This window comes from Mycobacterium sp. IDUB_9 (genome assembly GCF_055419505.1).
This window is the reverse complement of the sequence record NZ_JBVAXU010000005.1, coordinates 231,743-245,162: the sequence shown is the minus strand read 5'-3', so window position 1 is coordinate 245,162 and position 13,420 is coordinate 231,743. Positions and strand designations below refer to the sequence as shown.

Annotated in this window: 18 protein-coding genes; 10 read left to right on the top strand and 8 right to left on the bottom strand. The window is 66.1% G+C overall.

The annotated features are described in order from the left end of the window. The first annotated feature begins 85 nt into the window (after positions 1-85). Positions 86-1,234 carry a hypothetical protein gene (locus ACZY08_RS22365; RefSeq protein WP_463746803.1) on the top strand — a complete coding sequence of 383 codons (1,149 nt, stop codon included), beginning with the start codon at positions 86-88 and terminating at the stop codon, positions 1,232-1,234. Between the two features lie 4 nt (positions 1,235-1,238). Here ACZY08_RS22365 and ACZY08_RS22360 read toward each other — a convergent pair whose 3' ends face one another. Both ACZY08_RS22360 and arc read right to left on the bottom strand, forming a co-directional pair. Then, positions 1,239-1,736, bottom strand: coding sequence for an adenosine-specific kinase (locus ACZY08_RS22360; protein WP_463746802.1), 498 nt, complete (start codon positions 1,734-1,736; stop codon positions 1,239-1,241). Between the two features lie 59 nt (positions 1,737-1,795). Then, positions 1,796-3,637 carry a proteasome ATPase gene (arc, locus tag ACZY08_RS22355; protein ID WP_463746801.1) on the bottom strand — a complete coding sequence of 614 codons (1,842 nt, stop codon included), beginning with the start codon at positions 3,635-3,637 and terminating at the stop codon, positions 1,796-1,798. 145 nt (positions 3,638-3,782) lie between these two features. Between arc and ACZY08_RS22350 the strand changes: the two genes are divergently transcribed. From ACZY08_RS22350 to ACZY08_RS22340, 3 genes are read left to right on the top strand one after another with little or no spacing between them, the layout of a single operon-like run. Then, positions 3,783-4,286: an MTB12 family secreted protein gene (locus ACZY08_RS22350; protein WP_463746800.1), complete on the top strand. Its 504-nt coding sequence runs from the start codon at positions 3,783-3,785 to the stop codon at positions 4,284-4,286. A gap of 8 nt (positions 4,287-4,294) precedes the next feature. Continuing rightward, positions 4,295-4,843, top strand: coding sequence for a lipoprotein LppK (lppK, locus tag ACZY08_RS22345; RefSeq protein ID WP_463746799.1), 549 nt, complete (start codon positions 4,295-4,297; stop codon positions 4,841-4,843). 8 nt (positions 4,844-4,851) lie between these two features. Next, positions 4,852-5,145, top strand: a complete 294-nt coding sequence (locus tag ACZY08_RS22340) for a DUF503 domain-containing protein (protein ID WP_463746798.1) — start codon at positions 4,852-4,854, stop codon at positions 5,143-5,145. Between the two features lie 111 nt (positions 5,146-5,256). On the opposite strand, the gene ACZY08_RS22335 is transcribed toward ACZY08_RS22340, so the two are convergent. Then, complete coding sequence (locus tag ACZY08_RS22335; RefSeq protein ID WP_463746797.1) at positions 5,257-6,117, bottom strand: tRNA (adenine-N1)-methyltransferase; 861 nt, start codon at positions 6,115-6,117, stop codon at positions 5,257-5,259. 85 nt (positions 6,118-6,202) lie between these two features. Between ACZY08_RS22335 and ACZY08_RS22330 the strand changes: the two genes are divergently transcribed. The 3 genes from ACZY08_RS22330 to ACZY08_RS22320 are packed head-to-tail and all read left to right on the top strand — an operon-like array spanning position 6,203 to position 8,336. Then, on the top strand, positions 6,203-7,030 hold the full coding sequence (locus ACZY08_RS22330) for a RecB family exonuclease (protein ID WP_463746796.1): 828 nt from the start codon (positions 6,203-6,205) through the stop codon (positions 7,028-7,030). After that, a complete protein-coding gene (locus ACZY08_RS22325) occupies positions 7,027-7,824 on the top strand; it encodes a thioesterase family protein (protein ID WP_463746795.1) in 798 nt (265 codons plus the stop codon). The genes ACZY08_RS22330 and ACZY08_RS22325 overlap by 4 nt, the downstream gene beginning before the upstream one ends. Then, positions 7,821-8,336 (top strand): DinB family protein, encoded by a 516-nt coding sequence (locus ACZY08_RS22320; RefSeq protein WP_463746794.1) that lies wholly within the window; start codon positions 7,821-7,823, stop codon positions 8,334-8,336. Before ACZY08_RS22325 ends, ACZY08_RS22320 begins: the two co-directional genes overlap by 4 nt. Here the strand turns inward: ACZY08_RS22320 and ACZY08_RS22315 are convergent. Further along, the gene (locus tag ACZY08_RS22315; RefSeq protein ID WP_463746793.1) at positions 8,333-8,569 is read right to left on the bottom strand and encodes a hypothetical protein; all 237 of its coding nucleotides are present in this window, start codon (positions 8,567-8,569) and stop codon (positions 8,333-8,335) included. The two genes, ACZY08_RS22320 and ACZY08_RS22315, sit on opposite strands and share 4 nt — an antisense overlap. Before the next feature lie 237 nt (positions 8,570-8,806). On the opposite strand from ACZY08_RS22315, the gene ACZY08_RS22310 reads away from it, so the two are divergent. Genes ACZY08_RS22310 through ACZY08_RS22300 form a run of 3 tightly spaced genes read left to right on the top strand, consistent with a single transcriptional unit; the run spans position 8,807 to position 10,280 of the window. Then, positions 8,807-9,124: an ArsR/SmtB family transcription factor gene (locus ACZY08_RS22310; protein WP_463746792.1), complete on the top strand. Its 318-nt coding sequence runs from the start codon at positions 8,807-8,809 to the stop codon at positions 9,122-9,124. Continuing rightward, entirely contained in the window at positions 9,121-9,636 is a 516-nt protein-coding gene (locus ACZY08_RS22305) for an SRPBCC family protein (RefSeq protein WP_463746791.1), read from the top strand. The genes ACZY08_RS22310 and ACZY08_RS22305 overlap by 4 nt, the downstream gene beginning before the upstream one ends. A gap of 11 nt (positions 9,637-9,647) precedes the next feature. After that, a complete protein-coding gene (locus ACZY08_RS22300) occupies positions 9,648-10,280 on the top strand; it encodes a flavodoxin family protein (RefSeq protein WP_463746790.1) in 633 nt (210 codons plus the stop codon). Here ACZY08_RS22300 and ACZY08_RS22295 read toward each other — a convergent pair. The 4 genes from ACZY08_RS22295 to ACZY08_RS22280 form a co-directional block, all read right to left on the bottom strand. After that, on the bottom strand, positions 10,246-11,622 hold the full coding sequence (locus tag ACZY08_RS22295; protein WP_463746789.1) for an FAD-containing oxidoreductase: 1,377 nt from the start codon (positions 11,620-11,622) through the stop codon (positions 10,246-10,248). The two genes, ACZY08_RS22300 and ACZY08_RS22295, sit on opposite strands and share 35 nt — an antisense overlap. Positions 11,623-11,625: 3 nt before the next feature. Next, positions 11,626-12,108 (bottom strand): DUF4126 family protein, encoded by a 483-nt coding sequence (locus ACZY08_RS22290; RefSeq protein WP_463746788.1) that lies wholly within the window; start codon positions 12,106-12,108, stop codon positions 11,626-11,628. Between the two features lie 89 nt (positions 12,109-12,197). Continuing rightward, positions 12,198-13,052 (bottom strand): ATP phosphoribosyltransferase, encoded by an 855-nt coding sequence (gene hisG / locus ACZY08_RS22285; protein WP_463746923.1) that lies wholly within the window; start codon positions 13,050-13,052, stop codon positions 12,198-12,200. Between the two features lie 15 nt (positions 13,053-13,067). Continuing rightward, positions 13,068-13,349: a phosphoribosyl-ATP diphosphatase gene (locus ACZY08_RS22280; protein ID WP_039321463.1), complete on the bottom strand. Its 282-nt coding sequence runs from the start codon at positions 13,347-13,349 to the stop codon at positions 13,068-13,070. Between the last annotated feature and the right edge of the window lie 71 nt (positions 13,350-13,420).

The window sequence follows — 13,420 nt, the reverse complement described above, 5'->3', positions numbered from 1 at the left end:
CGGTTTGCCGCGACACGCTGTGCCCGTCACCATCCGGTGCTTGCCGTACCGGTGATTGCTTGGTGCAGTAGTCGTGATGAGAGCCGTGGCGAGTTCACGATCCCCTGACCGTATCGCGGCTGAACGCTGGTTCCTGGCCAACGGACTGCCTGCAGTATTACGTCCGGGTGCTTTGGTCCGTTCGGTGTGGGCGCGGTCGGCTCCGGCTCTGGCCGCCTACGCGTGGGTGATGCTGAGCTCCGTGCTGGTGGTCGCCCTGACCGGAAAGCACACCATCGACATCGATGGCACCCCGACCCGCACCGAGTGGTTCGTGCTGGCGGTATTGCTGCTGGTGTTGCCGACCGCCGCCGTGGTCGGATGGTCGGTCTCTCGACTACCGTCCGCACGGGCGGCCGGCGCGGCATCGACGGTGGCCGGTGTGGTGATCGTGGTGAGCGGGTTCTACGGCGGTATGACCACGCGAGACGGCGTGAACCTGATCATCGAATTGGTGGTCGTTTCAATCGTCTTACTTTGCACCGCAACAGGAATCGGATCGATCCTGGGTTTCGCGGCCCGGGTGACGATCTCCAATCTGGCATCGGTCGGCAGCCTGTTCGTCCGGGCACTGCCGGTGGTGCTGCTGACCGTACTGGTGTTCTTCAACACCTACGTCTGGCTGATGGCGTCCACCTTGAGCCGGACCAGGCTCTGGCTGGCGCTGCTCTTCCTCTTTGCGATCGCGTCGGTGTTTCTGGTCTCCAGCACGCTGGAGCGGGTACGGCCGATTCTGCGGCCCGACGCCAAGGAACCCGAGGACGCCCGGCGGCTGGCCGGCACCCCGTTCGCCGACATGCCCGACCGGCCGAGGCGAGTGCATCTGTCGAAACCGGAACGGGTCAACGTGGTGTTTGCGCTCGTGCTGTCCCAGATCGTCCAGGTGCTCACTGTCGCGGTCGTGACAGCGCTGATTTTCTTCGTGCTGGGGCTGATCCTGCTCAGCCCGGAACTGCTGGCCGCCTGGACCCGCAACGGATCACCCGACGGCCAGCTGCTGGGGATGACTTTCCCGGTACCCCAGGCGCTGATCCAGACCACCATGTTCCTGACCGCCTTGACGTTCATGTACCTCAGCGCCCGGGCGGTATCCGACGCCGAGCAGCGGACCCGGTTCCTCGACCCGCTGCTCGACGATCTGCGACTCACGCTGGTGGCCCGCGACCGCTACCGCACGCACACGGCCGAATCCTGACCCGTCAGAGCTTGTAGCCGATCGCGCGCAACAGATCCCGCCGGGCCGCAACGTCGTCATCGGATTCGACGCCCAGCGGCGACTGTCCGTCGATCACGCCCGCGATGCCGCGGCCGAGCGGAGTGACGGCAACCAGCACCTCGACCGGATTTGCGGTGGCACAGAAGATCGAGCAGACCTCCGGGACCCCTTTGATCGGATTCAGGACGTTCACCGGAAATCCCTCGCGCAGGAAGATCACGAAGGTGTGCCCGGCGGCGATCGCCAGCGCATTGCGCACCGCCAACTCGACCAGATCGGGATCATTGCCGCTGCGCCGGACCAATCGTGGACCGGACGCCTCACAGAAGGCCAGCCCGAACCGCAACGACGGGCTGACTCCCACCATGGCCTCGTGCAGGTCGTCGGCCGTCTTGATGAAGTGCGCCTGCCCGATGACGACGTTGAGGTCATCCGGCTTGTCGACGGACACCACGTCCCACGACAGCGACGGTGTGGTCACACCGTCATGCTGCCACCGTCACCGCCCGGCCGGGGCCGATTCGCCCGCAGGTTCTGCGGTTACAGGTACTGGCCCAGGTTCGACTCGGTGTCGATGGCACGGCTCGCACTCGAGCTCTTCCCGGTGACGAGCGTGCGGATGTAGACGATCCGCTCGCCCTTCTTGCCCGAGATACGGGCCCAGTCATCGGGATTGGTGGTGTTGGGCAGGTCCTCGTTCTCCGCGAACTCGTCGACGATGGAATCCAGCAGATGCTGGATACGCAGGCCGGGCTGACCGGTCTCCAGCACGGCCTTGATCGCGTTCTTCTTCGCCCGGTCGACGACGTTCTGGATCATGGCACCGGAGTTGAAGTCCTTGAAGTACATGACTTCCTTGTCACCGTTGGCGTAGGTGACCTCCAGGAACCGGTTGTCGTCGATCTCGGCGTACATCCGGTCCACGACCTTCTCGATCATCGTCTTGATCGTCAGCGAGCGGTCGTCGCCGAACTCGGCGAGGTCGTCGGCGTGCACCGGCAGCGCCTCGGTCAGGTACTTCGAGAAGATGTCCTGTGCCGACTCGGCGTCGGGCCGCTCGATCTTGATCTTGACGTCCAGGCGGCCGGGCCGCAGGATCGCAGGGTCGATCATGTCCTCGCGGTTGGAAGCGCCGATGACGATGACGTTCTCCAGCCCCTCCACACCGTCGATCTCCGAAAGCAGCTGCGGCACAACAGTTGTCTCGACATCCGAGCTGACACCGGTGCCGCGGGTACGGAAGATGGAGTCCATCTCGTCGAAGAACACGATCACCGGGGTGCCCTCGGAGGCCTTCTCGCGAGCGCGTTGGAAGATGAGCCGGATGTGACGTTCGGTCTCACCGACGAACTTGTTCAGCAGCTCGGGGCCCTTGATGTTGAGGAAGTAACTCTTCGCCTCACGCGCGTCGTCGCCACGAACCTCGGCCATCTTCTTGGCCAGCGAGTTCGCCACGGCCTTGGCGATCAGCGTCTTACCGCAACCGGGCGGGCCGTAGAGGAGCACTCCCTTCGGCGGACGCAGCGAGTACTCGCGGTAGAGCTCCTTGTGCAGGAACGGCAGCTCCACGGCGTCGCGGATCTGCTCGATCTGCCGGCCCAGGCCGCCGATGTCGCTGTAGCTGACGTCGGGCACCTCTTCGAGCACCAGATCCTCGACCTCGGCCTTCGGAATGCGCTCGAAGGCGTATCCGGCCTTGGTGTCGACCAGCAGGGAATCGCCGGGACGCAGTTTGCGGGGCCGGTCATCGTCTTGCCTGGCGTCAGGAAGGTCGGGCAGATCCTCGGCGGCGACCAGGGGCTCGGCCAGCCACACGATGCGCTCCTCGTCGGCATGACCCACGACCAGTGCCCGGTGGCCGTCGGACAGGATTTCGCGCAACGTGCTGATCTCGCCGACGGCCTCGAAGTTGCCGGCCTCGACCACGGTGAGCGCCTCGTTGAGCCGGACCGTCTGGCCCTGCTTGAGCGAGGAGGTCTCGATGTTCGGCGAGCAGGTGAGTCGCATCTTGCGCCCGGACGTGAACACATCGACGGTGTCGTCCTCATGGGTGCCCAGCAGCACGCCGTAGCCGCTGGGCGGCTGGCCCAGCCGGTCCACCTCCTCGCGCAGGGCGAGCAGTTGCTGGCGGGCCTCTTTGAGTGTGTCCATGAGCTTCGCGTTGCGCGACGCGAGCGAGTCGATCCGCGCCTCAAGCTGGTGGACGTCACGGGCACTGCGCAGTCCGCTCTGGGGCCCTACCGCATTCTCCAGTTGCTCACGGAGAACCGCAGCCTCACGACGCAGCGATTCCAGCTCGGCGGCCTCATCGTTGGACATGGGTTGCGAGTGGCCGGCCGAGAAACTCTCGGCATGGCCGTCCGAACGCTCTGACTCACTCATATTGCGCTCCCTCCCGCACCGTAAGTTGGTGCAGTAACAACTTCAACGCTACCGGCGATTCAGCCATTGTGTGCGCTCTAGGAACGAGACACACCAGCACGACTGTTAGCCTCTTAATTCAGTTGGTCCGATCGAAAGGACAATCGTGGCCTTGAAAACCCTCGTTACCGGCTTTATCACCGCAGCTGCTGCCGCCGCTGTGGTGAGCGGAGCAGCGGCGGGTGTGACATCTATTGCATCCAGCGGCATGTCGACCGCCCCGGCGATCCAGCCGGTCGTGTTCGACGCGCCTCTGCCGGCCACCCCGGCGCCGGATCTGGCAACGCCACTGGTGCAGACCTTGCAGGCGCTCTCCAACGGCGGCTCGTTCAGCGGCAAGGCCTCCTACATCCAGGGGGGCATCGGCCGTATCGAGAGCATCGCCGCGGACCGCGCGTTCAGCAAGGCCGCTGCGGAAGGGAAGTTCCCGCTGACCTTCGACATCGCCAATATCGATGATCAGGGCGGCGTGGCGTTCGCCGACGTGACCGCAACCTCGGCCACCGGCGGCACCGCCACCCAGAACATCCAGTTCGTGGCCGGCCCGAGCCCCACCGGCTGGCAGATCTCCAAGGGATCGGCCCTGAACCTGCTGTCCTCTGTCGGCTGAGTAGGTAATTGAACCGCAGCCGTATCGCTGTCCTGAGTGCCGCCACGATCGTGGCGGCACTTGGGCTATGCGGGTGCAGTAGTGGCGAGCATCCGGCCAAGACTTCGCACCCCACGACCAGCGTGCAATCCACGACCGTGCCGCAGGTCCCGCCCGCCGCGCCGCTGCCTGCCCCCGAAGCGCTGACCGGCGTGCTGGACCGGCTGGCCGACGTGAACGTCCCCGGCGCCGACAAGGTCATCCTGGTGGAACAGGGCACGGCCGATGACGCCGCAGCGCTGGACAAGTTCGGTCGCGCGCTGGCCGACAACGGGTTCACCCCGCTGACCTTCCAGGCCACCGATCTGGCGTGGTCGCAGACCGAGCCGAAGAACGTGGTGGCAACCGTCAACGTCACCGCGGGCGGTGAGAACTCGGCGCGCGATTTCAGCTTCCCGATGGAATTCACCCCGCACGGCGACGGCTGGCAGCTGACCCGGCACACCGCCGACCTGTTGCTGGTGATGGGCGCCGGCGCCGAAGCATCTACGCCGCCCGCGCCGACTCCACCCCGCTGAGCCGGGCCATGTGGATCGGCTGGCTGGAGTTCGACCTGCTGCTCGGTGATGTGCACTCGCTCAAACAGAAGCGCTCGGTCATCCGTCCGGTGATCGCCGAGTTGCACCGGAAGCTCGCGGTGTCGGCAGCCGAATCCGGCGCCCAGGACCTGCACCGCCGCGCCGGCATCGGCGTCGGAGTCGTCGCCGCCGACCGTGCCCACGTGGTCGACGTGCTCGATGCCGCCGAACGGATGGTCGCAAGCCGACCCGAGCTCGAATTACTCTCCGCCCGAAGGGGCTTGCACCACAGCGATGACTGAGCCGTCAGACGCTCGATTCCGCGGTGCCACGCGCGCCGTTTTCGACGTGAGGGTGGTCATCCAGGCCTCAGAGCAACCGCGGTGCAGAAAGCGACGCCGGCCGATGGGCCGTCAGACGCTGGACTCGGGCCCGGCGGCGAGCTGACGTTTCTTGCGCAGCGGGACCGGCGCAACCGCACCCGGCGCCAATTTGCGCGCGCTGACCAGAAAAGCGGTGTGGCCGCGCATGTTGTGTTCCGGGCGGACGGCCAGACCCACCACATGCCAGCCGCGCTGCATGCTTTCCCAGGCCCGCGGTTCGGTCCAGCACTGCTGCTCGCGAAGCGCCTCCACAACCCGCGACAGCTGGGTGACGGTGGCCACGTAGACCATCAGCACACCACCGGCGACCAGTGCCTTGGAGACCGCGGGCAGCACCTCCCAGGGCGCCAGCATGTCCAGGACCACGCGGTCCATCTCCGGGCCGTCGTAGTCGGCGAGGTCGGCGATCACCAGATCCCAGTTCTCCGGGCGCTCACCGAAGAATGTGATGACGTTGCGTTCGGCGGTCGGGGCGTGATCGTCACGGATCTCGTAGGACGTCACGCGGCCCTCGGGGCCGACCGCCCGCAGCAGCGAGCAGGTCAGTGCGCCGGACCCGGCACCGGCCTCCAACACCCGGGCGCCCGGGAAGATGTCACCCTCGTGGACGATCTGTGCGGCGTCCTTGGGATAGATCACCTGCGCACCGCGCGGCATCGACATCACGTAATCGACCAGGAGCGGTCGCAGCACCAGGAACTGGTCGCCGTTGGTGGATTTGACCACGCTGCCTTCCGGCAGCCCGATCACGTTGTCGAAGGCGATGATGCCGCGATGGGTGTGGAACTCACCGCCGGGGTTGAGCACCATCGTGTAGCGCCGGCCCTTGGCGTCGGTGAGTTGCACCCGGTCGCCAACGGCAAACGGTCCGGTCGGTCTCTTCCCTGCCACGGGCGTCCAGCCTGCCAGTACCCGTACCCGGCCGGGTGCCCGGGGTTCTGCAACTTTGTCGGTGCCCGGTCCTAGGCTTACGGATGTGAGTGAGGAACCGGCCCCGACGCCGCGCCGCCCGGCGCTGTCACCGTCTCGGGCCGGCGATTTCAAACAGTGCCCCCTGCTTTACCGGTTCCGCGCCATCGACCGGCTGCCCGAGCCCCGGTCCACCGCCCAGCTGCGCGGTTCGCTGGTGCACGCCGCGTTGGAGCAGCTGTACGGGCTTCCCGCAGCCGAGCGAGTGCACGACACCGCGCTGACGCTGGTCGAGCCGGCGTGGGAGCAAGTCGTCGCCGCCGAGCCCGAGCTGGCCGACACCGAGTATCCGACCACGTTGCTCGCCGAGGCCAGGGCGCTGTTGTCGGGGTACTACCGGCTGGAGGATCCGACCCGGTTCGATCCGCAGTGCTGCGAACACCGTCTCGAGGTCGAACTCGCCGACGGCACGCTGTTGCGCGGATTCGTCGACCGGATCGATGTGGCGCCGTCGGGAGAGTTGCGCGTCGTCGATTACAAGACCGGCAAGGCCCCGCCCGAGGCGCGGGCACAGGCCGAGTTCAAGGCGATGTTCCAGATGAAGTTCTACGCCGTCGCGTTGCTGCGCTCGCGTGGGGTGATGCCGTCCCGGCTTCGGCTGTTGTATCTGGCCGACGGTCAGGTGCTCGACTACTCCCCCGAGCATGACGAGCTGCTGCGGTTCGAGCGCACCCTGATGGCGATCTGGAAAGCCATCCAGGCTGCCGGGGCCACCGGCGACTTCCGGCCCAACCCGTCACGGTTGTGCTCGTGGTGCGCGCATCAGAGTTTGTGCCCGGCGTTCGGCGGCACCCCACCGCCCTATCCGGGGTGGCCAGAATCAGGAGCTGCATGATCGGGTGTCACTACCATCGGCTCGGTTCCGATGGTGAGTATCAATTGTTCGAATCCACCGCGGATACCCGGAGCAACTGGGATCCGGCCATTCAGCACGGCTCGCCGCCGCTGGCACTGTTGACCAAGGCCATCGAGGAGTTGACCGCGGACTCCGGTCTGCGCGTGGGACGGTTGACGCTCGACATCCTCGGCGCGATTCCCGTTGCGCCGGTGCGGGTTCGGGCGTGGGTGGACCGGCCGGGCTCACGTATCTCCATGGTCGCGTCGGAGATGGAGGCGGCCCGGCCCGACGGCACCTGGCGGGCGGTGGCGCGGGTGACGGCCTGGCTGCTGGCACCCAGCGACACCAGTGACGTGGTCACCGACCGCTTCCCGCCGTTGGTGGAGGGCTCGGCCGCCGACGTGGCACACAACTGGCAAGGCGTGCCCGGCTATCTGGAAAGCGTGACGTGGCGGCGGCAGCGGACTGCCGAGGGCGAGGCCGCCGTGGCGTGGATGAGTCCGTTGACGCCGGTGGTCGACGACGAGGAGACGACGGCCCTGCAGCGCCTCGCGCTCGTGGTGGATTCGGCCAACGGTATTGGCGCGGCGCTGGATCCGGAGAAGTTCATCTTCATGAACACCGATACCTCGGTGCATCTGCACCGGCTTCCGGAGGGCTCGGACTTCGCGGTGCGTGCCCGTGGCTCGATCGGTCCGGACGGTGTCGGCGCCACCACTGCGGAAATCTTTGACCGCCAAGGGTTTATCGGCACTTCGGCACAGACCCTGCTGGTGATGCGGGCGTCGTGATCGCTGCGTTGCGTCGGCAGTTCGACCTGGCCTGGGCGCTGACCGACCTGCACCTGTCGGCGCTGTCCGAGGGTGATCACCTGTGGGAGCCCGGCCCATTGGTGTGGACGGTGCACGAGGATTCTTCAGGTCGGTGGTGGCCGGACTGGGCTGACACCGAACCTGATCCGATTCCGGTTCCGACCATCGGCTGGCTCACCTGGCACATGATTTTCTGGTGGTCGACCGCCCTGGCCCATGTCGACGGCCGGCCCCCAGTTCCGCACTCGGAGATCGACTGGCCTGGCCCTGCGGCCTCGGTGCAGCGGATCAGGGTGCTCAGTGCACGGTGGAGCGACGTACTGGACTCGCTGACCGACACGGATCTCCTTGGCCCCGCGGCGTTTCCGTGGGGCCCGGATTCCGGCCGGTCGTTGGCCGACATGGTGTTGTGGTTGAACGTCGAGCTGACGAAGAACGCTGCGGAGATCGGTCAGTTGCGCATGCTGCGCGCGTCTACCCGCACCGACTAATCGTCTTCGCCCCAACGGTCGCCGTCCCAACCGCCACGCCAACGCGGACCGTCATACCAACCGTTGTACCAGCCGGGCGTGTCCACGCAGGCATGCGCGAAACCGTATGGGCCACTGACACACAGGCCCGGATCAGCCGATGCCGACCCCGCACCGGCAACCGCGACACTGATCGGCACCGCCACCACGCCGAGTCCGGCGGCCAACTTTCCCAGATTCTTCAATCGGATCACACCCCACCTCCGGCATAGCCTCAAGCGAGCACCCCGACTCTGCCCATTTTAGGCCGACTGGGCGTGGTCGCAAGGCTCGTGCCGGAGCACCCCGTCGATGCAGCCTGCGGGCTGTCGAGATTGCGTTCAGGGTCGCCAATCTCGAGAACTCCTGATCCCATGTGCAATCTCGGCAACATGCCACCCGACTCATATATGCCCTTGCGTCTATATAGACCTAATGCAATACTTGACACCATGGACGTGTTCGAGGCGATAGCCGAACCCAGTCGGCGCGCATTGCTCGACGCCCTCGTCGACGGTGAACGCACCGCAGGCGAGCTGGTGGCCACCCTCCCTGAGCTGACCCAGCCCACCGTGTCGCGGCACCTACGGGTGTTGCGGGAAGTCGGGTTGGTCGAGGTACGGCCAGATGCGCAGCGCCGCATCTACGCGTTGCGCGCCGATGGCCTGGTGCAGATCGACGAGTGGATCGAACGGTACCGCCGCTACTGGACCGATCACCTCGACGCCCTGGAGCGTCATCTCAAAGCGACCCATAAGGAGACGAAATGACCAGCCGCGAAGGCAAACTCACCGTCGAGGGCGACCGGGCCGCTCTGAACTTCGAGCGGCGGCTGCCCTATCCCGTCGACGCGGTATGGGCCGCCATCACCGATCCCGAACAGCGCAGTCAGTGGATGGGCGAAACGACCATCGACGCCCGTGAGGGCGGCTCGATCGAGATGATTCCGCATTCACCGCCGATTCCGCCGCAGCAGAAGACGATGACCGGGCGGATCCGGGTATGGGACCCGCCAAGGGTTTTCGAGCACGAATGGAGCCAGGCCGTACTGTCGGCCCCTGAACCCGGAGTCGTGCGTTACGAGCTCATCCCCGACGGCGACGGCACCCTGCTGCGGTTCAGCCATCGCGGACTCACGGTCTCCGACGGTCAAGGCTTTCACCCCGGCACCCACGCCTATCTGGACCGGCTCGAGGCGCATCTGGGCGGGCACCAGCTGCCCGGCTGGACCCAGCGCTATCAGGAAGTCGCCCAGATGCTCGGCACCCAATGGAACCGATAGAAGGAAACAACATGCCACACAATGGAACTGACATCGCTGCCCCCACCGTCGCAGTGGTTCACCACTCCGGATTCGGCCACACGTCAACCCTGGCCGATGCCGTCGCGGCGGGTGCTCGCGACGGCGGCGCCGACGTCACCGTCATGCACGTCGAGACCATGACCGACGAGGATTGGGACCTGCTGGACAACGTCGACGCCATGATCTTCGGCAGCCCCACCTACATGGGGAACGTGTCGGCGGGTTTTCAGGCGTTCGCCGAGAAAACCGGCCAGCGGTGCATGGACGGCACCTGGCGTGACAAGGTGGCCGGCGGCTTCACGAACTCCGGAGGTAAGAGCGGCGACAAGCTCAACACACTCAGTTCACTGGTGGTCTTCGCCGCCCAGCACCACATGCACTGGGTGAACCTGGGTTTGAGAACCGGTTGGAACACCTCGTTCAGCAGCGAGGACGACCTCAACCGGCTCGGCTTCTTCCTGGGCGCCGGGGCCCAGACGAACGTGGACGCCAACCCCGATCAGGTGCATCCCTCCGATGTGCGCACGTGCCGCCACCTCGGGCAGCGTGTCGCACTGGTGACGCGCCAGCTCAACATCGGCCGCACGTTCAGTCCAGCGGTTTCAGCTCCTGCAGCATCGTAGGCACCAGCTCGCTGACGGTCGGGTGGATGTGCATGGTGCGCGAAATCGCCGTGTAGGGCAGTTTCGCCGTCATGACATCGAGAAGGGAATGCACCACCTCGTCGCCGCCGACACCGAGGATCGCCACCCCCAGAATCTCCTCGGTCTCGGCATCCACGACCACCTTCATGAAGCCCTGGGTCTCGCCCTTCTCCACCGCCCGGCCGACCCTGGTCATCGGACGCTTGCCCACCAACGCTTTTCGACCGGATTTGCGTACCTGATCGACGGTCATCCCGGCGCGGCCCAGCGGCGGATCGATGTAGAGCGCATAGGTGGTGACGCGATCGCTCACGCGACGCGGGTCGTCGTCGAGCAGATTGGCGGCAACGATCTCGAAGTCGTTGTAGGACGTGTGGGTGAACGCGCCCTTGCCGTTGCAATCCCCCATCGCCCAGATGTGCTCGGCCGTGGTGCGCAACTGATCGTCGACCACGACATAACCGCGACCGTCGAGGTCCACGCCGGCGTTCTCCAACCCGAGATCGTCGGTGTTCGGTAAGCGACCCACCGCGAGCAGCAGGTGCGTACCGGTGATCGGATCGGCGCCGGCGCGCGGCGTCACCTCGAAACCGCCGTCCTGCGCGGCGAACCGGATTCCGGTGGCGTTCAGCACGACCTCGATGCCCTCGGCCCGCAGAATGTCGGCGATGGTGGCCGACACATCCTCGTCCTCGCGGGAGGTCAGGCGCGCACCCTTCTCGATCACCGTGACCCTGGCACCGAACCGGCGGTACATCTGCGCGAACTCCAGCGCGATGTAACTACCGCCCACGATCACCAGGTGTTCCGGCACTTCGTCGAGGTCCAAGATCCCGACATTGGTCAGGTAATCGATGCCGTCCAGACCGGGAAAATCCGGAACCACCGCGCGGCCACCGACATTGAGGAAGATTCGATCGGCCCGCAGCAATTCGCCGTCGACGTCGATGGTGTGCGGGTCCACGAAACGGGCATGGCCGCGGAAAAGCGTCGCGCCGTTCATCCCCTCGAGCCAATCCTCGACACCGTGGCGGTCGGCCAGCATGATCGCATCCTTGCGGGCCTTGACCTTGGCCATGTCAACCGCGACTTCGCCTGTGCCGATGCCGAAATCAGCGCCACGTCGCGCCAGATGCGCGGCATGTGCGCTGGCCACAAGGGTTTTGGTGGGGATGCAGCCGTAGTTGACGCAGGTGCCGCCCACGAGCTTGCGTTCGATCACCGCGACGGTCTGCCCCGCCGCGGTCAACCGGCCCGCCAACGGCGGCCCGGCCTGCCCCGCGCCGATGACGATTGCGTCGAAACTCTGCGCGGACGCCATGGGTTAGAGGATCGAGGTCAGGGCTGCGATGGCGAAACCGCCGAGCACGGCGACCGCATCCTCGAAGAGCGCGACGGGCAGATCGTGACCATCGTTGCGGGCGACCAAGCGCTTTCGTGCCTCGTAACCGCCGAGCGTGCCGATCACCGCGCCGACGAGCGCCGCACCGACCGCGGTGTACGTGAAGCCCCACGCGGTGCCGATCACCGCACCGGCGAAGGCGCCGGTGATCAGGCGGGCGATGAACTGCACCGGGGTCTTACGGCTCGGCGTGCGCGGCAGCTGATCGGTAACCAACTCCACCACAGCCAGAATTGTCAGCACAGTGACCGTGACCGGGTGCGCCAACCACTGAACCCAGGTGCCGTCGAGGTTGATCCAATTCAATGCAGCGGCCCACGCCACCGCGGCCGGAGCGGTGAATGCCCGCAATCCGGCCACCACGCCGATGAAAAGAGCCAACAAAAGAACCAGAAAATGCGTCACGGCGACCTCCGAGGCCTGGAATTGTCACCCGGACGCTAACACGCAATGCGCCGCGGCACGCGCCGATCAAGGAGCGCGGTATCCGCCCGTCAGAAACGGCAGAACCGAATATCCGATGCGAGTATCGCTTTGGCGCCGATCGCGGAGATCTCATCCATGATGGCGTTGACGTCGCGTCGCGGTACCAACGCCCGTACGGCCACCCAGTCCGGATCGGCCAGCGGCGCGATGGTCGGTGACTCCAGCCCCGGCGTCACCGCGGTGGCCTGCTCCAAAACCGCACGCGGGCAGTCGTAATCCAGCATCAGATACTGCTGGCCGAACACCACGCCCTGAACGCGCGCCGTCAGCTGATCGCGCGCCGATGCGTTGTCATCGCCCTCGGCACCGTCACGTTCGATCAGCACGGCCTCCGAGTCACACAGCGGCGCACCGAATGCCACCAGGCCGTGCAGCCCGAGAGTTCGGCCCGAGCCGACCACGTCGGCGATCACGTCCGCAACCCCGAGCTGAATCGAGATCTCGACCGCGCCGTCCAGCCGAATCACCGAGGCCTCGATCCCCTGCGCCGCAAGATCCTTGCGCACCAGGTTGGGAAACGAGGTGGCGATCCGCTTGCCCGCCAGGTCCTGCGGGCTCCACTCCCGGCCGGCCGGGCCGGCATAGCGGAAAGTGGAGTTGCCGAAGCCCAGTGACAGGCGCTCACGCACCGGGGCGTCGGAGTCGGCAGCCAGGTCCCGCCCGGTGATGCCCAGATCGAGCTGACCCGAGCCCACGTAGATCGCGATGTCCTTGGGACGCAGAAAGAAGAACTCGACGTTGTTGACCGGGTCGACGACAGTCAGGTCCTTGGGGTCACGCCGGCGCCGGTACCCGGCCTCGGCGAGGATCTCGCCGGCCGCTTCGCTGAGCGAGCCCTTGTTGGGCACCGCGACGCGCAACAACTGATCGGCCACGGCTCACAACTTCCGGTAGACGTCGTCGAGGGTGAGACCCCGGGAGATCATCAGCACCTGCGTCCAGTACAGCAACTGGCTGACCTCCTCGGCGAGCGACTCGTCGCTCTCGTGCTCGGCGGCCAGCCACACCTCGCCGGCCTCCTCCAGGATCTTCTTGCCGAGCCCATGGACGCCGGCGTCAAGGGCAGCGACCGTGCCGCTACCGGCGGGTCTGGTGCGCGCTTTGTCGCTGAGTTCGGCAAACAGGGCCTCGAAGGTCTTCACAGGCACGAATTGTTTCATGCTCGGAGAGGGTCCCTTTGTGGGGTTCGGTAGAAGGGTGAGCGAATCCGTCGCCGGCCAGCCGTTTACCG

Excerpts from the sequence above, each read along its gene's own strand:
- arc (WP_463746801.1), bottom strand. The coding sequence starts at position 3,637 with ATGAGTGAGTCAGAGCGTTCGGACGGCCATGCCGAGAGTTTCTCGGCC.
- ACZY08_RS22340 (WP_463746798.1), top strand. The coding sequence starts at position 4,852 with ATGTGGATCGGCTGGCTGGAGTTCGACCTGCTGCTCGGTGATGTGCAC.
- ACZY08_RS22325 (WP_463746795.1), top strand. The coding sequence starts at position 7,027 with ATGATCGGGTGTCACTACCATCGGCTCGGTTCCGATGGTGAGTATCAA.
- ACZY08_RS22310 (WP_463746792.1), top strand. The coding sequence starts at position 8,807 with ATGGACGTGTTCGAGGCGATAGCCGAACCCAGTCGGCGCGCATTGCTC.
- ACZY08_RS22305 (WP_463746791.1), top strand. The coding sequence starts at position 9,121 with ATGACCAGCCGCGAAGGCAAACTCACCGTCGAGGGCGACCGGGCCGCT.
- ACZY08_RS22300 (WP_463746790.1), top strand. The coding sequence starts at position 9,648 with ATGCCACACAATGGAACTGACATCGCTGCCCCCACCGTCGCAGTGGTT.
- ACZY08_RS22295 (WP_463746789.1), bottom strand. The coding sequence starts at position 11,622 with ATGGCGTCCGCGCAGAGTTTCGACGCAATCGTCATCGGCGCGGGGCAG.
- ACZY08_RS22280 (WP_039321463.1), bottom strand. The coding sequence starts at position 13,349 with ATGAAACAATTCGTGCCTGTGAAGACCTTCGAGGCCCTGTTTGCCGAA.